Consider the following 18,843-nt stretch of genomic DNA (forward strand, 5'->3'; position numbering starts at 1 on the left):
GACGATTTCGATTTCCTCGCCGACCTTCACCACGCCGCGCTCGATACGACCCGTCACCACCGTGCCACGACCCGAGATCGAGAACACGTCTTCCACCGGCATCAGGAACGAACCGTCAACTGCCCGCTCCGGAGTCGGGATGTACGAATCCAGCGCGTCGGCCAGATTCATGATCGCCACTTCGCCCAGCTCGCCCTTGTCGCCTTCCAGCGCCAGCTTGGCCGAACCCTTGATGATCGGCGTGTCGTCGCCCGGGAAGTCGTACTTCGACAGAAGCTCGCGCACTTCCATTTCGACGAGCTCGAGCAGCTCGGCGTCGTCCACCATGTCGCACTTGTTCAGGAACACGATGATGTACGGCACGCCAACCTGACGGGCCAGCAGGATGTGCTCGCGCGTTTGCGGCATCGGGCCGTCAGCGGCCGAGCACACCAGGATTGCGCCATCCATCTGCGCCGCGCCCGTGATCATGTTCTTCACATAGTCAGCGTGGCCCGGGCAGTCGACGTGTGCGTAGTGGCGGTTAGCCGTTTCGTACTCGACGTGCGCAGTGTTGATGGTGATACCACGCGCCTTTTCTTCCGGCGCTGCGTCGATCTGGTCATACGCCTTGGCTTCGCCGCCGAACTTCTGCGTGAGAACCGTCGTGATCGCTGCCGTCAGCGTGGTCTTGCCGTGGTCAACGTGACCGATCGTGCCCACGTTCACGTGCGGCTTGGTCCGCTCGAATTTACCTTTTGCCATGATTACCTTCTTTCAAAGTTTGGTTATCGGTTAAAGCTTGTGGCTTGCGCCGAATTACTTGCGGGTATTACTTACCCTTGGCGTTGATGATCGCTTCGGCGACGTTACGCGGAGCTTCGGAGTAGTGCTTGAACTCCATCGTGTACGTGGCACGGCCTTGCGTCAGCGAACGCAGCGACGTCGAGTAGCCGAACATTTCCGACAGCGGCACTTCGGCGCGAACGATCTTGCCGCCGCCAATCATGTCTTCCATGCCCTGGACAATACCGCGACGGCCCGACAGGTCGCCCATCACGTTGCCCATGTAGTCTTCCGGCGTTTCGACTTCCACAGCCATCATCGGTTCGAGGATGACCGGGCTTGCCTTGCGCATTGCTTCCTTGAAGGCCATCGAACCGGCCATGCGGAACGCGTTTTCGTTCGAGTCGACGTCGTGGTACGAACCGAACGTCAGGTGAACCTTCACGTCGACCACCGGGAAGCCAGCCAGCACGCCCGACTTCAGCGTTTCCTGGATACCCTTGTCCACGGCCGGGATGTATTCGCGCGGAATCACGCCGCCCTTGATCTCGTCCAGGAACTCGTAGCCCTTGCCCTGCTCGTTCGGCTCGAGCGTAATGACCGCGTGACCGTACTGGCCGCGACCACCCGACTGCTTGACGAACTTGCCGTCGACGTCTTCCGCCTTGCTGCGGATCGTCTCGCGGTAAGCAACCTGCGGCTTGCCGACAGTCGCTTCCACGCCGAATTCGCGACGCATACGGTCTACCAGAATTTCCAGGTGGAGCTCGCCCATGCCCGAAATGATGGTTTGGCCCGATTCTTCGTCCGTTTGCACGCGGAACGACGGATCTTCCTGTGCCAGACGGTTCAGCGCCAGACCCATCTTTTCCTGGTCAGGCTTCGTCTTCGGCTCAACTGCCTGCGAAATCACCGGCTCCGGGAAAATCATGCGTTCGAGCACGATCGGGTGTTGCGGATCGCACAGCGTGTCGCCGGTGGTCGCTTCTTTCAGACCGACTGCCGCCGCGATATCGCCCGCGCGCACTTCCTTGATTTCTTCGCGCTGGTTGGCGTGCATCTGCAGAATACGGCCGAGGCGTTCCTTCTTGTCCTTGGTCGCGTTCAGCACGGTGTCACCCGAATTCACAACGCCCGAGTACACGCGGAAGAAGATCAGCTGACCGACGAACGGGTCCGTCATGATCTTGAACGCCAGCGACGAGAACTTCTCGTCGTCGGATGCACGACGCTCGCCCTTCTCACCGCTTTCGAGTTCGCCCGTAACCGGCGGAATGTCGATCGGCGACGGCAGGAAGTCGATCACGGCGTCGAGCATGCGCTGCACGCCCTTGTTCTTGAACGCAGTGCCGCACAGCATCGGCTGAATTTCGCACGCGATGGTCCGGTCGCGGATCGCCTTGACGATTTCCGCTTCGGTCAGCTCTTCGCCGCCGAGGTACTTTTCCATCAGCTCTTCGGTGGCTTCGGCAGCCGATTCGATCATCTTCTCGCGCCACTCGTTGCACGTGTCGACGAGTTCAGCCGGGATATCGACGTAGTCGAACTTCGTGCCTTGCGACGCTTCGTCCCAAATGATCGCCTTCATCTTGATCAGGTCGACCACGCCCGTGAACGTGTCTTCAGCGCCGATCGGCACCACGACGGGAACCGGGTTCGCCTTCAGACGCGTCTTCAACTGGTCGTAGACCTTGAAGAAGTTCGCGCCGGTACGGTCCATCTTGTTGACGAACGCGAGACGGGGAACCTTGTACTTGTTAGCCTGACGCCACACGGTTTCCGACTGCGGCTGCACGCCGCCCACTGCACAATAGACCATGCACGCGCCGTCGAGAACGCGCATCGAGCGTTCCACTTCGATCGTGAAGTCGACGTGTCCCGGGGTGTCGATGATGTTGATGCGGTGCTCGGGATAGTTGCCGCCCATGCCCTTCCAGAAGGCCGTGGTAGCAGCCGACGTGATGGTGATGCCGCGCTCCTGCTCCTGCTCCATCCAGTCCATCGTTGCTGCGCCGTCGTGAACTTCACCGATCTTGTGGTTCACGCCCGTGTAAAACAGAATGCGCTCGGTCGTCGTCGTTTTGCCGGCGTCGATGTGAGCGCTGATACCGATATTGCGGTAGCGCTCGATAGGTGTCTTGCGAGCCACTTTGGATCCTTTTTCGGTCGACGCGCCAGCGAGTGCGAGCGCGCCCTAACACAAACGGGCGAGGCGCCTGGAGTAGCGCACCCGCCCTGATTTTTCCGTTTGCTCTACGAGCGGGAGCTTAGAAACGGAAGTGCGAGAATGCCTTGTTGGCCTCTGCCATGCGGTGAACTTCGTCGCGCTTCTTCATCGCGCCGCCGCGGCCTTCAGCCGCTTCGGAGAGTTCACCTGCCAGACGCAGGGCCATCGACTTTTCGCTGCGCTTCTTCGCGGCTTCACGCAACCAACGCATCGCCAATGCCATACGACGCGAGGGACGCACTTCGACCGGAACCTGATAGTTGGCACCACCAACGCGACGGCTCTTCACTTCGACCACCGGCTTCACGTTGTTGAGCGCAACCGTGAACACTTCCAGCGGGTCCTTGCCACCCTTGGTCTGGATCTGTTCAAAAGCGCCGTACACGATACGCTCGGCAACCGACTTCTTGCCGGAGAGCATCAGCACGTTCATGAACTTGGCTACATCTACGTTACCGAACTTCGGATCCGGCAACACTTCCCGCTTGGGGACTTCGCGACGACGCGGCATGATTCTTCCTTTACTTTTTCAGTTGGAGCTGACTTTCAACTCCGCGGCCACCAACAAACCCGATCCATCTATTCGACTAAACCAGCTTGGCCGGGTGACCACTTACTCGACAGCACCGGCATTTCCGGCACCATCGCCTTAACCGCCTTGCGGCGACCTGATTCCTTAACTTCGACCGGCGACTTACTTGCCAGCCTTCGCGCGCTTCGCACCGTACTTCGAGCGAGCTTGCTTACGGTCCTTGACGCCCTGGGTATCCAGCGAGCCGCGAACCATGTGGTAACGCACACCCGGCAAGTCCTTCACACGGCCGCCGCGGATCAGCACAACCGAGTGCTCTTGCAGGTTGTGGCCTTCACCGCCGATGTACGAAATGACTTCGAAGCCGTTCGTCAGACGAACCTTGGCAACTTTACGAAGTGCCGAGTTCGGCTTCTTCGGCGTCGTGGTGTACACGCGAGTGCACACGCCACGACGCTGAGGGCAGTCCTGCAGGGCCGGCGACTTGCTCTTCGTCGTTTCCGACGCGCGGCCTTTGCGAACCAGTTGATTGATGGTTGGCATTGTTTAATCCTAAAAATGAACAGAATCCGCGCAATTCTTTCGGGCAAAGCGAAGACAATTGCGCGTTTGACGATCTCGCCGATGAATTCCGCTTTCTGCACCCGGGACTAAGCCGGTTCCGAAGGCGGACCAAGAACGAGAACCAAGCATGATATTCCGAAAATCGCAATCGGGTCAATACGTTGCGACGATTTCGAGGGCTTTTCGCATGCGTGGCATCAATCGGAGCCGACGACGGCGAGCAATTCGTCGCCGAAGCGTTCCAGTTTGCGCACGCCGATGCCAGGAATGTGGCGCAGATCGTCGATCGTATCGGGATCGCTGCGGACGATCTCGGCGAGCGTGGCGTCATGGAAAATGACGTAGGCCGGCACACCGTCGCTCTTCGCGGTCTCCGCACGCCAACTGCGCAGACGCTCCCAACGGGCCTTTTCGCGCGCTGACATGCCGGCGGTCGGATCCGCACGCTCGCCGGTTCGACTGGAAGACTGACGTGCTCGAGTCGGCTTCACGTATTTGCGCAACGTGACGTGCTCTTCGCCCTTCAGGACAGGCTTGCTGGCGTCGGTCAGCACGAGCGCGCCAAAACCGTCGTGATCGACGGCGAGATAGCCGAACGCCACGAGCTGCCGGAACACCGCGCGCCACTCGGGTTCGGAAAGCGCGGCACCCACACCGAAGGTCGAAATCTTCTCGTGTCCGCGCTGCAGGACCTTCTCGCTGCGGGTGCCGCGCAGGATATCGATGAGATGGCCCGCGCCGAACCGAAATCCGCTCGCCTTCTGCGCGCGATACACGCACGACAGCGCCATTTGCGCCTCGCGTGTGGCATCGAAGGACGCGGGCGGCTCGAGACACGTATCGCAGTTGCCGCAGGGCGTGCTCGTCTCACCAAAGTACGCAAGCAGACGCACGCGACGACACGACGCAACCTCGCACAGACCCAGCAGCGCATCGAGCTTGCCGGTCTGCACGCGCTTGTGTGCGTCGTCGGCTTCGGATTCGTCGATCATCTTGCGCTGCTGCACGACGTCGCCCAGTCCGTACGCCATCCACGCGTTCGCCGGTAGACCGTCGCGGCCGGCGCGCCCCGTTTCCTGGTAATAGCCCTCGACGCTCTTCGGCAAATCCAGATGCGCGACAAAGCGCACGTCCGGCTTGTCGATGCCCATGCCGAACGCGATCGTCGCGCACATGACGACGCCCTCCTCGCGCTGAAACATCTCCTGATGCTTTTGGCGCGTCTCGAACTCCATGCCGGCGTGGTACGGCAGCGCGCGAATGCCCTGGCCCTTCATCCATTCCGCGGTTTCTTCGACCTTGCGCCGCGACAGACAGTACACCACGCCGGCATCGGTGGTGCCGTCCTTGTTCGTGTGCTCGGCCCGGATGAAATCGAGCAGCTGCGAGCGCGCGTTGTCCTTCTCGACGATGCGATACCGAATGTTCGGCCGGTCGAAACTAGAAACGAAGATGCGCGCGTCGTCCAGCGCGAGCCGATGGACGATTTCATCGCGCGTGATCGCGTCGGCAGTGGCGGTGAGCGCGATGCGCGGGACATCCGGAAATCGCTCGTGCAACACCGAAAGCTGGATGTACTCAGGGCGAAAATCGTGTCCCCATTGCGACACACAGTGCGCTTCGTCGATGGCGAAAAGGCCGACGCGCGCGCGTTCGAGCAGTTCGAGAAAGCGCGGCGTCATCAGCCGTTCGGGCGCGACGTAAAGGAGATCGATGTCGCCGTCGCGCAGCGCGCGTTCGGTGGCCGCGGCCTCGGCGCCCGACAGGGTCGAATTCAGATATGCGGCGCGTACGCCGACTTCCTTGAGGGCCGCGACCTGATCCTGCATCAGCGCGATCAATGGGGACACCACGATGCCCGCGCCGAGCCCGGCCTCGCTGCGCACGAGGGACGGTATCTGATAGCACAGCGACTTGCCGCCGCCTGTTGGCATCAGCACGAGCGAATCGCCGCCGTTCGCGACATGCTCGACGATCTCCGCCTGTTGTCCGCGAAATGCGGGATAGCCGAAGATTTCGTTGAGTATTTCGAGTGGGCGGGACATGGAAGACGGGTGCGTACTGCGATGAGAGATAACGAATTCTACCAACGCATCCACGCGCGCCGACGCGCAAGAATGCGCGTTAGCCAAATGACGGAGGCAACGAGGCGGAATCGACACCCGAAAAAAAACCGCTCAGCCGAAGCTGAGCGGTTCGTGACTACTACGAGCGAAAGACGCTTACTCGTTGGTATGCGGCTGCTGCTGCTCCGCCGCCGGGGTTTCCGGCGTACCAAAGTCGAATGCCTCTTCGGCCGCGATCTGGTCGAAACGCTCGCGATCCGACGATTCCTTCGCCTTGCGTGCCTTGTGGAACGCGAGACCCGTACCGGCCGGAATCAGACGGCCGACGATCACGTTTTCCTTCAGGCCACGCAGATCGTCGCGCTTGCCCATGATCGCCGCTTCGGTCAGCACGCGGGTCGTTTCCTGGAACGACGCCGCCGAGATGAACGAATCGGTCGACAGCGATGCCTTCGTGATACCGAGCAGCACGTTGTCGTACGACGCCGGACGCTTGTCTTCCGCGATCATCTTGTCGTTTTCGTCCAGCATGTCCGAACGCTCGACCTGCTCGCCCGGGATGAAGCGCGTATCGCCGTTGTCGACGATCTGCACACGACGCAGCATCTGACGCACGATCACTTCGATGTGCTTGTCGTTGATCTTCACGCCCTGCAGACGGTACACGTCCTGCACTTCGTCCACGATGTAGCGCGACAGCGCCTCGATACCCTGCAAACGCAGGATGTCGTGCGGATCGGCAGGACCGTCGACAATCATTTCGCCCTTGTTGACGACCTGACCATCGTGCACCAGCACCTGCTTTTCCTTCGCGATCAGGAACTCGTGCTGATTGCCTTCGAGATCCGTGATGACGAGACGCTGCTTGCCCTTCGTGTCCTTACCGAACGACGTCGTGCCCGTGACTTCCGCCAAAATACCGGCGTCCTTCGGCGAGCGCGCTTCGAACAGTTCGGCCACGCGCGGCAGACCACCGGTAATGTCACGCGTCTTCTGCGCTTCAACCGGGATACGTGCCAGCACTTCACCGACCTGCACTTGCTGACCATCCTTCACGGTGATCAGTGCGCCGACCTGAAAGCCGATCTGCACCGAATGCTCGGTGTTCGGGATCTTCACTTCCTCGCCGTTCGCGTCGAGCAGTTTCACCTGCGGACGCACGCTCTTCGAAGCTTGCGAGCCGCGACGCTTCACGTCGATCACGACCAGGGTCGAAAGACCGGTCACGTCGTCGATCTGCTTCGCAACCGTCACGCCTTCCTCGACGTTTTCGAACTTCACCGTACCGCCCCACTCGGTGATGATCGGACGCGTCAGCGGGTCCCATTGAGCCAGTTGCGCACCGGCCTTGATCTGCGCGCCGTCGAGTTGCAGCAGCGTCGCGCCGTACGGCACCTTGTGACGCTCACGCTCGCGACCGAAGTCGTCCGCGATGATCGCCTCGCCCGAACGCGAGATGACGACCTGCTCGCCCTTCGCGTTGGTGACGTAACGCATCGTTGCCGTGAAGCGCACCGTACCGTTGCTCTTCGCTTCGACCGTCGAAGCAACCGCCGCACGCGATGCCGCACCACCGATGTGGAACGTACGCATCGTCAGCTGCGTGCCCGGCTCGCCGATCGACTGAGCAGCGATCACGCCGACGGCCTCACCGACGTTCACGCGCGAACCGCGGCCGAGGTCACGGCCGTAGCACGCGGCGCACAGGCCATAGCGCGTTTCGCAGGTCAACGGCGTGCGCACGCGCACTTCGTCGATGCCGAGGCGTTCGATTTCCTCGACCGCGTCTTCGTCGAGCAGATCGCCCGACGCGTACAGCGTTTCCTGCGTTTCCGGATTGACGACGTCCGCCACCGCGACGCGACCGAGAATACGGTCACGCAGCGCTTCGACGACTTCACCGCCTTCCACCAACGCCTTCATCGCCACGCCGTTCGACGTGCCGCAATCGTCTTCGACGACAACCAGATCCTGCGTCACGTCGACGAGACGACGCGTCAGGTAACCCGAGTTCGCGGTCTTCAGTGCCGTATCCGCCAGACCTTTACGAGCGCCGTGGGTCGAGATGAAGTACTGCAACACGTTCAGGCCTTCGCGGAAGTTCGCGGTAATCGGCGTCTCGATGATCGAGCCGTCCGGCTTCGCCATCAGGCCGCGCATACCGGCCAACTGACGAATCTGCACCGCGGAACCACGAGCGCCCGAGTCGGCCATCATGTAGATGGAGTTGAACGACTCCTGCTTCGTTTCGTTGCCGTCACGGTCGGTGACGGGTTCCGTCGCGAGCTGCTCCATCATCGCCTTGCCGACGCTTTCCGACGTCGCCGACCAGATGTCGACCACGTTGTTGTAGCGTTCCTGCGCGGTGACAAGACCCGACATGTACTGACGGTCGTACTCCTTCACCTTCTTCGCGGCGTCGCCCACGATCGTCTCTTTCTGCGGCGGCACGAGCATGTCGTCCACGCAAATCGAGATGCCGGCGCGCGTTGCGAGGCGGAAGCCCATCTGCATCAGCTGGTCGGCGAAAATCACCGTCTCGCGCAAACCACACTTGCGGAACGCCGTGTTGATCAGGCGCGAGATTTCCTTCTTCTTCAGCGGCTTGTTCAGCACCGTGAACGGCAGGCCCGGCGGCAGAATCTCCGACAGGATCGAACGGCCGACGGTCGTCGCATACAGCGAGATCTTCGGCACGAACGCCGGCGCGCCTTCGCTCGTGTCCTCGTTCGCCACCATTTCGGTGATACGCACGTTGACGCGCGAAGCCAGCTCGACTTCCTTGTTCTCGTACGCGCGGATCACTTCCGACACGCCCGTGAACGTCATGCCTTCGCCCTTGCCGTTGATCGCTTCACGCGACGCGTAGTAAAGGCCCAGCACGATATCCTGCGACGGCACGATCGACGGATCGCCGTTCGCCGGGAACAGGACGTTGTTCGACGCCAGCATCAGCGTGCGCGCTTCCATCTGCGCTTCGAGCGACAGCGGCACGTGAACGGCCATCTGGTCACCGTCGAAGTCGGCGTTGAATGCCGCGCAGACGAGCGGGTGGAGCTGAATCGCCTTGCCTTCGATCAGCACCGGCTCGAAAGCCTGAATGCCGAGTCGGTGAAGCGTAGGCGCACGGTTCAGCATCACCGGATGCTCGCGGATCACCTCTTCGAGGATGTCCCACACCACCGCCGTCTGGTTCTCGACTTCCTTCTTCGCGGCCTTGATGGTCGTCGCGACGCCCATCACTTCCAGCTTGTTGAAGATGAAAGGCTTGAACAGTTCGAGCGCCATCAGCTTCGGCAGACCGCACTGATGCAGCTTGAGCGTCGGACCCACCACGATCACCGATCGGCCCGAGTAGTCGACACGCTTACCGAGCAGGTTCTGACGGAAACGGCCGCCCTTACCCTTGATCATGTCGGCGAGCGACTTCAGCGGACGCTTGTTCGCGCCGGTCATCGCCTTGCCGCGACGGCCGTTGTCGAGCAGCGAATCGACGGCTTCCTGCAGCATCCGCTTTTCGTTGCGGACGATGATTTCAGGCGCCTTCAGTTCGAGCAGACGCTTCAAGCGGTTGTTACGGTTGATCACGCGGCGATACAGGTCGTTCAGATCCGACGTCGCGAAACGGCCGCCATCCAGCGGCACCAGCGGACGCAGTTCCGGCGGCAGCACCGGCAGCACTTCGAGCACCATCCAGTCAGGCTTGATGCCCGAACGTTGGAATGCTTCGAGCACTTTCAGGCGCTTCGCGTACTTCTTGATCTTCGCTTCCGAACCCGTGTTCTTGAGTTCGGTGCGCAGCATCTCGACCTGTTCGTCGATGTTGATCGCGCGCAGCAACTCGCGCACGCCTTCCGCGCCCATCTCGGCACGGAATTCGTCACCGTACTCTTCGACCTTGTTGTAGTAATCCTCTTCGGTCATGATCTGCCGCGCTTTCAGCGGCGTCATGCCCGGATCGATGACCACGTACGCTTCGAAGTACAGCACGCGCTCGATGTCGCGCAGCGTCATGTCGAGCACCATGCCCAGACGCGACGGCAGCGACTTCAGGAACCAGATGTGCGCGACCGGCGAGGCCAGTTCGATATGGCCCATCCGTTCGCGACGCACCTTGGCCAGCGTCACTTCGACGCCGCACTTCTCGCAGATCACGCCACGGTGCTTCAGGCGCTTGTACTTGCCGCAAAGGCATTCGTAGTCCTTGATCGGACCAAAAATCTTCGCGCAGAACAGACCATCCCGCTCCGGCTTGAACGTGCGGTAGTTGATGGTCTCAGGCTTCTTCACTTCACCGAACGACCAAGAACGAATCTTGTCGGGCGACGCGAGGCCGATCTTGATCGCATCAAAAACTTCTTCTTGTTGGACTTGCTTGAATAGATCGAGCAGAGCTTTCATTGCTTTCTCTCCGTAGTCCGATTAGTTGCGGTCCAGATCGATATCAATACCGAGCGAGCGGATTTCCTTCACCAACACGTTGAAGGATTCCGGCATGCCCGCGTCGATCACGTGATCGCCCTTGACCAGGTTCTCATAAACCTTGGTCCGGCCCGTCACGTCGTCCGACTTGACCGTCAGCATTTCCTGCAGCACATACGATGCGCCATACGCCTCGAGCGCCCACACTTCCATCTCACCGAAGCGCTGACCACCGAACTGCGCCTTACCACCCAGCGGCTGCTGCGTGACGAGCGAGTACGGACCGGTCGAACGCGCGTGCATCTTGTCGTCGACCAAGTGGTGCAGCTTCAGGTAGTGCATGTAGCCGACCGTGACTTTCCGCTCGAACGGCTCGCCGGTGCGACCATCGTGCAGCTGAACCTGATTCTTCGACGAGTTCATGCCGAGGTTCGTGGCGATGTCGTCCGGATACGCCAGATCGAGCGCACGCCCCATTTCCTCTTCGGTCGCGCCATCGAACACCGGCGTTGCGAACGGCACGCCTTCGCGCAGGTTCTTCGCGAGTTCGAAGATTTCGTCATCGGAGAAGCTTTCCAGCTCTTCCTTGCGGCCCGACTCGTTGTAGATCTTCGTCAGGAACTGGCGCAGTTCCTCGATCTTCGTCTGACGCGCCAGCATTTCGCCGATACGCCAGCCGAGACCCTTCGCGGCCCAGCCCAGATGCACTTCGAGAATCTGACCCACGTTCATCCGCGACGGCACGCCGAGCGGATTCAGCACGACGTCGGCCGGACGGCCATCGGCCATGTACGGCATGTCTTCGATCGGCACGATCTTCGACACGACACCCTTGTTACCGTGACGGCCTGCCATCTTGTCGCCAGGCTGCAGACGACGCTTCACGGCGAGATACACCTTGACCATCTTCAGCACGCCCGGCGGCAGTTCGTCGCCTTGCGTGAGCTTCTTGCGCTTCTCTTCGAATGCGAGGTCGAACTGGTGACGCTTCTGCTCGATCGAGTCCTTGATCGCTTCCAGCTGCGCCGCTGCTTCTTCGTCCGCGAGGCGGATGTCGAACCAGTGGTAGTGGTCGAGATCTTCGAGGTACGGGAGGTCGATCTTCGTGCCCTTCGCGAGCTTCTTCGGACCGCCGTTCGCGACCTTGCCGTTCAGCATGCGTGCGAGACGCTGGAACGCGTCGCCTTCCACGATACGAAGCTGGTCGTTCAGGTCGAGGCGATAGCGCTTCAGTTCGTCGTCGATGATCTGTTGCGCGCGCTTGTCACGCGTGATGCCTTCGCGCGTGAACACCTGCACGTCGATGACCGTGCCGCTCATGCCCGACGGCACGCGCAGCGACGTATCCTTCACGTCCGATGCCTTCTCGCCGAAGATCGCGCGCAGCAGCTTTTCTTCCGGCGTCAGCTGGGTTTCGCCCTTCGGCGTGACCTTGCCGACCAGCACGTCGCCCGCTTCCACTTCCGCGCCGATGTACACGATGCCCGACTCGTCGAGACGGCCAAGTTGCACTTCCGCGAGGTTCGAAATGTCGCGCGTGATTTCTTCCGGTCCGAGCTTCGTGTCGCGAGCAACGACGTTCAATTCTTCGATGTGGATCGACGTGTAACGATCGTCCGCGACGACCTTCTCCGAGATCAGGATCGAGTCTTCGAAGTTGTAGCCGTTCCACGGCATGAACGCGACCAGCATGTTCTGGCCGAGCGCGAGCTCGCCCAGATCCGTCGAGGCGCCGTCGGCCAGCACGTCGCCGCGCGAAACCTTGTCGCCAACCTTCGCGATCGGACGCTGGTTGATGTTCGTGTTCTGGTTCGAACGCGTGTACTTGATCAGGTTGTAGATGTCCACGCCGACGTCGCCGGCAACGGCTTCATCGTCGTTCACGCGAATCACGATACGGCCCGCGTCGACGTAATCCACCACACCGCCACGCAGCGCCTGCACCGTCGTACCCGAGTCGACCGCGACCGTACGCTCGATGCCCGTACCGACGACCGGCTTCTCCGGACGCAGACACGGCACGGCCTGACGCTGCATGTTCGAGCCCATCAACGCGCGGTTCGCGTCGTCGTGCTCGAGGAACGGAATCAGCGATGCAGCCACCGACACGATCTGCGACGGCGCCACGTCCATGTACTGGATGCGGTCCGGCGTGACCATCAGCGTTTCGCCCGCTTCACGCGACGACACGAGTTCGTCGGTCAGCGTGCCGTCGTCGGCCACTGCCGCGTTCGCCTGAGCGATCACGTAACGGCCTTCCTCGATTGCCGACAGATAGTCGATCTGGTCGGTCACCTTGCTGTCCACGACCTTGCGGTACGGCGTTTCGAGGAAGCCGTATTCGTTCAGGTGGGCATACAGCGCCAGCGAGTTGATCAGACCGATGTTCGGACCTTCCGGCGTTTCGATCGGGCACACGCGGCCATAGTGCGTCGGATGCACGTCGCGGACTTCGAAGCCCGCGCGCTCGCGCGTCAGACCGCCCGGCCCCAGTGCGGAAACACGACGCTTGTGCGTGATTTCCGACAGCGGGTTGGTCTGGTCCATGAACTGCGAGAGCTGCGACGAGCCGAAGAACTCGCGAATCGCCGAGGAAATCGGCTTCGAGTTGATCAGGTCGTGCGGCATCAGGTTTTCGCTTTCGGCCTGGCCGAGGCGTTCCTTCACCGCGCGCTCGACGCGCACGAGACCCGCGCGGAACTGGTTCTCCGCGAGTTCGCCGACGCAACGCACGCGACGATTGCCCAAGTGGTCGATGTCGTCCACTTCGCCCTTGCCGTTACGCAACTCGACGAGGATCTTGATCGTCGCGAGGATGTCGTCGTCCTGCAGCGTCATCGGGCCGACGATTTCGTCACGACCGACACGGCGGTTGAACTTCATACGGCCGACCTTCGAGAGGTCGTACGCGTCTTCGCTGTAGAACAGACGGTTGAACAGCGCCTCGACCGCTTCTTCGGTCGGCGGTTCGCCCGGACGCATCATCCGATAAATCGCGATGCGCGCGGCCATCTTGTCGGCGGTTTCGTCGATACGCAGCGTCGACGAGATGTACGGGCCCTGGTCCAGATCGTTCGTGTACAGCGTCTGGATGTCCTTGACCTTCGCTTCGCGCAGCTTCTCGAGAACCGTTTCCGTGATTTCCTCGTTGGCGTTCGCGATCACTTCGCCCGTTTCCGGATCGATCACGTTCTTCGCCAGCACGCGGCCGAGCAGGTACTCCTCGGGCACCGAGATGAACTTCGTCTTGGCGTTTTCGAGGTCGCGAATGTGCTTCGCGTTAATCCGCTTGTCCTTCGTGACGATGACGTTGCCATCGCGATCCTGGATGTCGAAACGCGCGACTTCACCGCGCAGGCGCTCGGGAACGAATTCCATTTGCGCGCCTTCGCTCATCAGGCCGAAGTTGTCGAACACGAAGAAGTTCGCGAGGATCTGCTCCGGCGTCATGCCGATCGCTTTCAGCAGAATTGTGACCGGCATCTTGCGACGACGGTCGACACGGAAATACAGCACGTCCTTCGGGTCGAATTCGAAATCGAGCCACGAGCCACGGTAAGGAATGATCCGCGCCGAGAACAGCAGCTTGCCGGAGCTGTGCGTCTTGCCCTTGTCGTGCTCGAAGAACACGCCAGGCGAACGGTGGAGCTGCGACACGATCACGCGCTCGGTTCCGTTGATGACGAACGAACCCGTCGGCGTCATGAGCGGAATTTCGCCCATGTAGACTTCCTGCTCTTTCACTTCCTTGACGACCGGCTTGCTCGGCGACTCCTTATCGAGCAGAACCAGGCGCACTTTTGCGCGCAACGCCGAGCAGTACGTCAGGCCGCGCTGCTGGCATTCCTTGATGTTGAATGCGGGCGACGACAGCATGTAGCTGACGAACTCGAGCCGCGCGAAGCCGTTGTGCGAAACGATGGGGAAAACAGACGTGAACGCAGCCTGCAAGCCTTCTGACTTGCGCTGCGACGACGACGTGTCTGCTTGCAGAAACGTCTGGAATGATTCAAGCTGGGTCGCCAGCAAAAAGGGAACTTGGTGAACGATGGGGCGCTTCGCGAAACTCTTGCGAATACGCTTCTTCTCGGTGAAGGAATATTGCATACGATCTCCGAATCACGGCGGGCGTTACCGAGGCGGGATACCTCGGTGTCACAGCCCGGTGTTCACCGACTGAGACTCGCGCACATGTCCGGGGAGGACGCGCGAGCCTAGAAGCTTGGTGGTTGGCCGCTACCAACCGCTGGCTGACGGCAGCGGATGCCTGTGTTTCCCGCTACCCGACCAAACTTGCCTTCTGCAGTCGCTTCAGAAGACAAAGCGAACAGCCGGAAATTCATGCCGATCCGACCGTTCGCTTTGGCTTCTGTGAGGACTTTTATACCTGCCGGCAGGCATAAAAACTCGGTCCCCACAAAGCACAAAAAGGCCGGCGGTGGAAAACCGCCAGCCTTCGCACGGCGCAATGAAACTTACTTGATTTCAGCCTTCGCGCCTGCTTCTTCCAGCTTCTTCTTCGCTTCTTCAGCGGCAGCCTTCGGCACCGCTTCCTTGACGGGCTTCGGTGCGCCGTCGACCAGGTCCTTCGCTTCCTTCAGGCCGAGACCCGTCAGTTCACGAACAGCCTTAATCACGGAGACCTTGTTTGCGCCGACTTCGAGCAGGTTCACGGTGAACTCGGTTTGCTCTTCGACAGCAGCAGCTGCGCCGCCACCAGCCGGGCCAGCAACTGCGACAGCAGCAGCCGACACGCCAAACTTCTCTTCGAACGCCTTGACCAGTTCGTTCAGTTCGAGAACCGACATCGAGCCAACGGCTTCCAGGATGTCTTCTTTTGCGATTGCCATTTGAAATACTCCTAAATTGAATTCGGATCGAGCTAGCGATCTAGCTAATACCTAACTGAGCAACTGGTGCCCAAGCGCGTGCGTTATGCAGCTTCGCCTTGTTTCTTTTCGGCGAGCGCGGCCAAAGCGCGCGCGAAGCCGGAAACAGGTGCTTGCATGACGAACAGCAGCTTGGAGAGCAGTTCTTCGCGGCTCGGGATGTTGGCCAGCGCTTGCACGCCTGCCTTGTCCATCACATTGCCTTCGTAGGAACCAGCCTTGATGATCAACTTGTCATTGCTCTTGCCGAAGTCGTTGACGACCTTGGCAGCGGCAATGGCATCTTCCGAGATGCCGTAGATCAGAGGACCGGTCATCTGCTCAGCCAGCGGAGCGAACGGGGTACCTTCGACAGCGCGACGCGCCAGCGTGTTCTTCAACACGCGCAGATACACCTGTTGCTCACGCGCTTTCGCGCGCAGCTTGGTCAGATCGCCAACCGTGATCCCACGATACTCAGCGAGCACCATCGTCTGAGCCTTCGCGACTTGCGCGGCGACTTCAGCGACGACTGCCTGCTTATCTTCTTTGTTCAGTGGCACGGTTAAACCTCCAGATTCGATGCACTCGGGCCACAAACCCTCATGCACCACGTTCGACAACGGCGTCCGACTGTTAGGAGTATTTCGATCGATCGGTGATCATTCAGGATGATCGACAACCGACTTCAACCACTGCAAAACTGTTTCGGGTTCGCCATCTGCGTTGGCTTGAATTAAGGTGCTGCCTGCCTGCTGCATCACCACCAACGGTCTTTGACAACCGGTTGCTCGACCCGGAACCGCAATCTTGCAACCGCCCAAAGCCCTTTAACAGCGCGACCTTGCGGCCGCGCCAGAAATTCTTACTGTTGCGCCAGCGTGGCTTGATCCACGCGAACGCCGACGCCCATCGTGCTCGACACAGCGATCTTGCGCAGATACACACCCTTGCTCGTCGCCGGCTTCGCCTTTTGCAGCGCTTCGATCAGCGCAGTCAGGTTTTGACGCAGCGATGCCGGCTCGAACGATGCGCGACCGATCGTGCCGTGGATGATACCGGCCTTGTCGACGCGGAACTGCACCTGACCCGCCTTTGCGTTCTTGACTGCTTGAGCGACGTCCGGGGTAACCGTGCCGACCTTCGGGTTCGGCATGAGGCCACGCGGACCGAGGATCTGACCCAACGTACCAACGACACGCATCGTGTCCGGCGAAGCGATCACAACGTCAAAGTTCAGATTGCCCGCCTTGACTTGCTCGGCCAGGTCTTCCATGCCGACCACGTCTGCGCCAGCCGCACGAGCTTGCTCGGCCTTGTCGCCTTGCGCGAACACTGCCACACGAACCGATTTGCCGGTACCGGCCGGCAGAACCACGGAACCACGAACGACTTGGTCCGACTTCTTCGCGTCGATGCCGAGTTGAACCGCGACGTCGATCGATTCGTCAAACTTCGCGCTCGCGCATTCCTTGACGAGAGCCAGAGCGTCTTCGATCGCGTACAGCTTTTGACGATCAACCTTGCTCGCGAATGCCTGAAGGCGCTTAGAAAGCTTAGCCATTTACACGCCCTCCACAGTGATGCCCATCGAACGCGCGCTGCCGGCGATCGTGCGCACGGCGGCGTCCAGATCAGCTGCCGTAAGATCCGGCATCTTGGTCTTCGCGATTTCTTCCGCTTGAGCGCGGGTGATGTTGCCGACCTTGTCGGTGTGCGGCTTGCTCGAACCCTTTTGCACAGCGGCAGCCTTCTTGATCAGAACGGTAGCCGGCGGCGTCTTCATGATGAAGGTGAAGCTCTTGTCCGCAAATGCCGTAATAACGACCGGCACCGGCAGACCGGGCTCCATACCTTGAGTCTGCGCGTTGAACGCCTTGCAGAACTCCATGATGTTCAGGCCGCGCTGGCCCAGTGCCGGACCGACCGGCGGCGACGGATTGGCTTTACCTGCAGGAATCTGCAGTTTGATAAAGCCGATGATTTTCTTTGCCATGTTGAAAACCTCTGCTGGACGCGTGAGCGTCCGATGAGTGATAGCGCGCGTTCGCCCTTGCCGGCTACTGACGCTCCTCAACGGTCATGATGCGGACCGTAAGCGCGAATCGCGCGATGACTCGGAAGCCACGCGCGATGTACTAAATTAAAGCTTTTCGACCTGACCAAACTCAAGTTCAACAGGTGTCGACCGCCCGAAAATCGTCACGGAGACACGAACTCGGGACTTTTCGTAGTTCACTTCTTCGACGTTGCCATTGAAGTCGGTGAACGGACCTTCCTTCACGCGGACCATCTCGCCCACCTCGAACAGCGTCTTCGGCCGCGGCTTTTCGACGCCTTCCTGCATCTGCGACATGATCTTTTCGACTTCACGCGGCGAGATGGGACTCGGGCGGTTACGCGCGCCACCGACGAAACCCGTTACCTTGGCCGTATTCTTGACCAGATGCCACGTTTCGTCCGTCATTTCCATCTCGACCAGGACATAGCCCGGGAAGAAACGACGCTCCGTGACCGACTTGTGACCACCTTTTACTTCAACAACTTCTTCCGTCGGGACGAGAATCTGACCGAATTGATCTTGCATTCCCGCACGGTCGATGCGCTCCTGAAGCGCACGTTGCACGCTCTTCTCCATGCCGGAGTAGGCGTGCACCACATACCAACGCTTTCCACTCGGGGATGCCGGAGTATCGCTCATATCATTTCCAACCCAGAATCGCCGAGAAAATCACCCATTCGATCGACTTATCGCTAAGCCAAAGAAAAATGGCCATGATCAGAACAAACGCGAAGACCACCAGAGTCGTCTGAGTGGCCTCTTTGCGAGTTGGCCAGACAACCTTGCGGACTTCCTTGTACGAGTCCTTGGCGAACGCGATGAACCCTTTGCCCGGCGCAGAGAGAAGACCGACTGCGACACCCGCGATGACACCGACAGCAAGCGCTCCGCCGCGGACGTACCATTCTTGGCCAGAGAGCCAGAAGAACCCAACGAACCCGGCCAAGACCAACAATACGCCCGCCACCAACATTAACTTGTCGCCGGAAGTATTTACAGTTTCGACGGAAGGATTCGCCATAACACCTTAAACAGCGCCACTTGACGCGAGAAGTTGGCAGGGGCAGAGGGAATCGAACCCCCAACCTTCGGTTTTGGAGACCGACGCTCTGCCAGTTGAGCTATACCCCTAAACCATTTGGGGTCGACGGACTTCGCCGACCCCGAAACCACTAACTATCGAGAAGATTTCTGGCTCTTACTCGATAATCTTTGCCACGACACCGGCGCCGACGGTACGGCCGCCTTCGCGAATGGCGAAGCGCAGACCTTCTTCCATGGCGATCGGAGCGATCAGCTTCACCGTGATCGACACGTTGTCGCCCGGCATCACCATT

Annotated in this window: 14 protein-coding genes, 1 tRNA gene and 1 pseudogene; 1 reads left to right on the forward strand and 15 read right to left on the reverse strand. The window is 60.2% G+C overall.

The genetic code is table 11. The features are described 5' to 3' along the window. The 7 genes from IAG25_RS39970 to rpoB form a co-directional block, all read right to left on the reverse strand. On the reverse strand, nucleotides 1-744 hold a 744-nt coding region (locus IAG25_RS39970; RefSeq protein WP_187609760.1), incomplete at its 3' end, for an elongation factor Tu. Nucleotides 745-811: 67 nt separating this feature from the next. Next, nucleotides 812-2,914, reverse strand: coding sequence for an elongation factor G (fusA, locus tag IAG25_RS39975; protein ID WP_061179122.1), 2,103 nt, complete (start codon nucleotides 2,912-2,914; stop codon nucleotides 812-814). A gap of 118 nt (nucleotides 2,915-3,032) precedes the next feature. Beyond that, nucleotides 3,033-3,503, reverse strand: coding sequence for a 30S ribosomal protein S7 (gene rpsG / locus IAG25_RS39980; protein WP_006053291.1), 471 nt, complete (start codon nucleotides 3,501-3,503; stop codon nucleotides 3,033-3,035). 183 nt (nucleotides 3,504-3,686) lie between these two features. Further along, nucleotides 3,687-4,067: a 30S ribosomal protein S12 gene (gene rpsL / locus IAG25_RS39985; protein ID WP_006998493.1), complete on the reverse strand. Its 381-nt coding sequence runs from the start codon at nucleotides 4,065-4,067 to the stop codon at nucleotides 3,687-3,689. A gap of 218 nt (nucleotides 4,068-4,285) precedes the next feature. Continuing rightward, complete coding sequence (recQ, locus tag IAG25_RS39990) at nucleotides 4,286-6,133, reverse strand: DNA helicase RecQ (RefSeq protein ID WP_187609761.1); 1,848 nt, start codon at nucleotides 6,131-6,133, stop codon at nucleotides 4,286-4,288. Between the two features lie 177 nt (nucleotides 6,134-6,310). Beyond that, a complete protein-coding gene (gene rpoC / locus IAG25_RS39995; RefSeq protein ID WP_187609762.1) occupies nucleotides 6,311-10,555 on the reverse strand; it encodes a DNA-directed RNA polymerase subunit beta' in 4,245 nt (1,414 codons plus the stop codon). 21 nt (nucleotides 10,556-10,576) lie between these two features. After that, nucleotides 10,577-14,683 carry a DNA-directed RNA polymerase subunit beta gene (gene rpoB, locus IAG25_RS40000; RefSeq protein ID WP_035511394.1) on the reverse strand — a complete coding sequence of 1,369 codons (4,107 nt, stop codon included), beginning with the start codon at nucleotides 14,681-14,683 and terminating at the stop codon, nucleotides 10,577-10,579. Nucleotides 14,684-14,805: 122 nt separating this feature from the next. Between rpoB and IAG25_RS40005 the strand changes: the two genes are divergently transcribed. After that, entirely contained in the window at nucleotides 14,806-14,979 is a 174-nt protein-coding gene (locus tag IAG25_RS40005; RefSeq protein WP_187609763.1) for a hypothetical protein, read from the forward strand. Between the two features lie 72 nt (nucleotides 14,980-15,051). Here the strand turns inward: IAG25_RS40005 and rplL are convergent, their stop codons facing one another. The 8 genes and pseudogenes from rplL to IAG25_RS40045 all read right to left on the reverse strand — a co-directional run. Then, complete coding sequence (gene rplL, locus IAG25_RS40010; RefSeq protein WP_035511392.1) at nucleotides 15,052-15,426, reverse strand: 50S ribosomal protein L7/L12; 375 nt, start codon at nucleotides 15,424-15,426, stop codon at nucleotides 15,052-15,054. A gap of 83 nt (nucleotides 15,427-15,509) precedes the next feature. Then, on the reverse strand, nucleotides 15,510-16,007 hold the full coding sequence (rplJ, locus tag IAG25_RS40015; protein ID WP_034473109.1) for a 50S ribosomal protein L10: 498 nt from the start codon (nucleotides 16,005-16,007) through the stop codon (nucleotides 15,510-15,512). A 302-nt stretch (nucleotides 16,008-16,309) separates the two neighbouring features. After that, nucleotides 16,310-17,008, reverse strand: a complete 699-nt coding sequence (gene rplA / locus IAG25_RS40020) for a 50S ribosomal protein L1 (RefSeq protein ID WP_187609764.1) — start codon at nucleotides 17,006-17,008, stop codon at nucleotides 16,310-16,312. Continuing rightward, nucleotides 17,009-17,440 carry a 50S ribosomal protein L11 gene (gene rplK, locus IAG25_RS40025; protein WP_008343796.1) on the reverse strand — a complete coding sequence of 144 codons (432 nt, stop codon included), beginning with the start codon at nucleotides 17,438-17,440 and terminating at the stop codon, nucleotides 17,009-17,011. It abuts the gene before it with no gap. Nucleotides 17,441-17,587: 147 nt separating this feature from the next. Beyond that, nucleotides 17,588-18,145, reverse strand: coding sequence for a transcription termination/antitermination protein NusG (gene nusG, locus IAG25_RS40030; RefSeq protein WP_187609765.1), 558 nt, complete (start codon nucleotides 18,143-18,145; stop codon nucleotides 17,588-17,590). 1 nt (nucleotide 18,146) lies between these two features. Beyond that, nucleotides 18,147-18,527: a preprotein translocase subunit SecE gene (gene secE, locus IAG25_RS40035; RefSeq protein WP_187609766.1), complete on the reverse strand. Its 381-nt coding sequence runs from the start codon at nucleotides 18,525-18,527 to the stop codon at nucleotides 18,147-18,149. A gap of 34 nt (nucleotides 18,528-18,561) precedes the next feature. Next, nucleotides 18,562-18,637, reverse strand: a tRNA-Trp gene (locus IAG25_RS40040). A 67-nt stretch (nucleotides 18,638-18,704) separates the two neighbouring features. Beyond that, nucleotides 18,705-18,843, reverse strand: a pseudogene (locus tag IAG25_RS40045) (elongation factor Tu); the annotation flags it as partial.

It is taken from the genome of Caballeronia sp. EK (assembly GCF_014384845.1).
GTDB classification, from domain to species: domain Bacteria; phylum Pseudomonadota; class Gammaproteobacteria; order Burkholderiales; family Burkholderiaceae; genus Caballeronia; species Caballeronia jiangsuensis.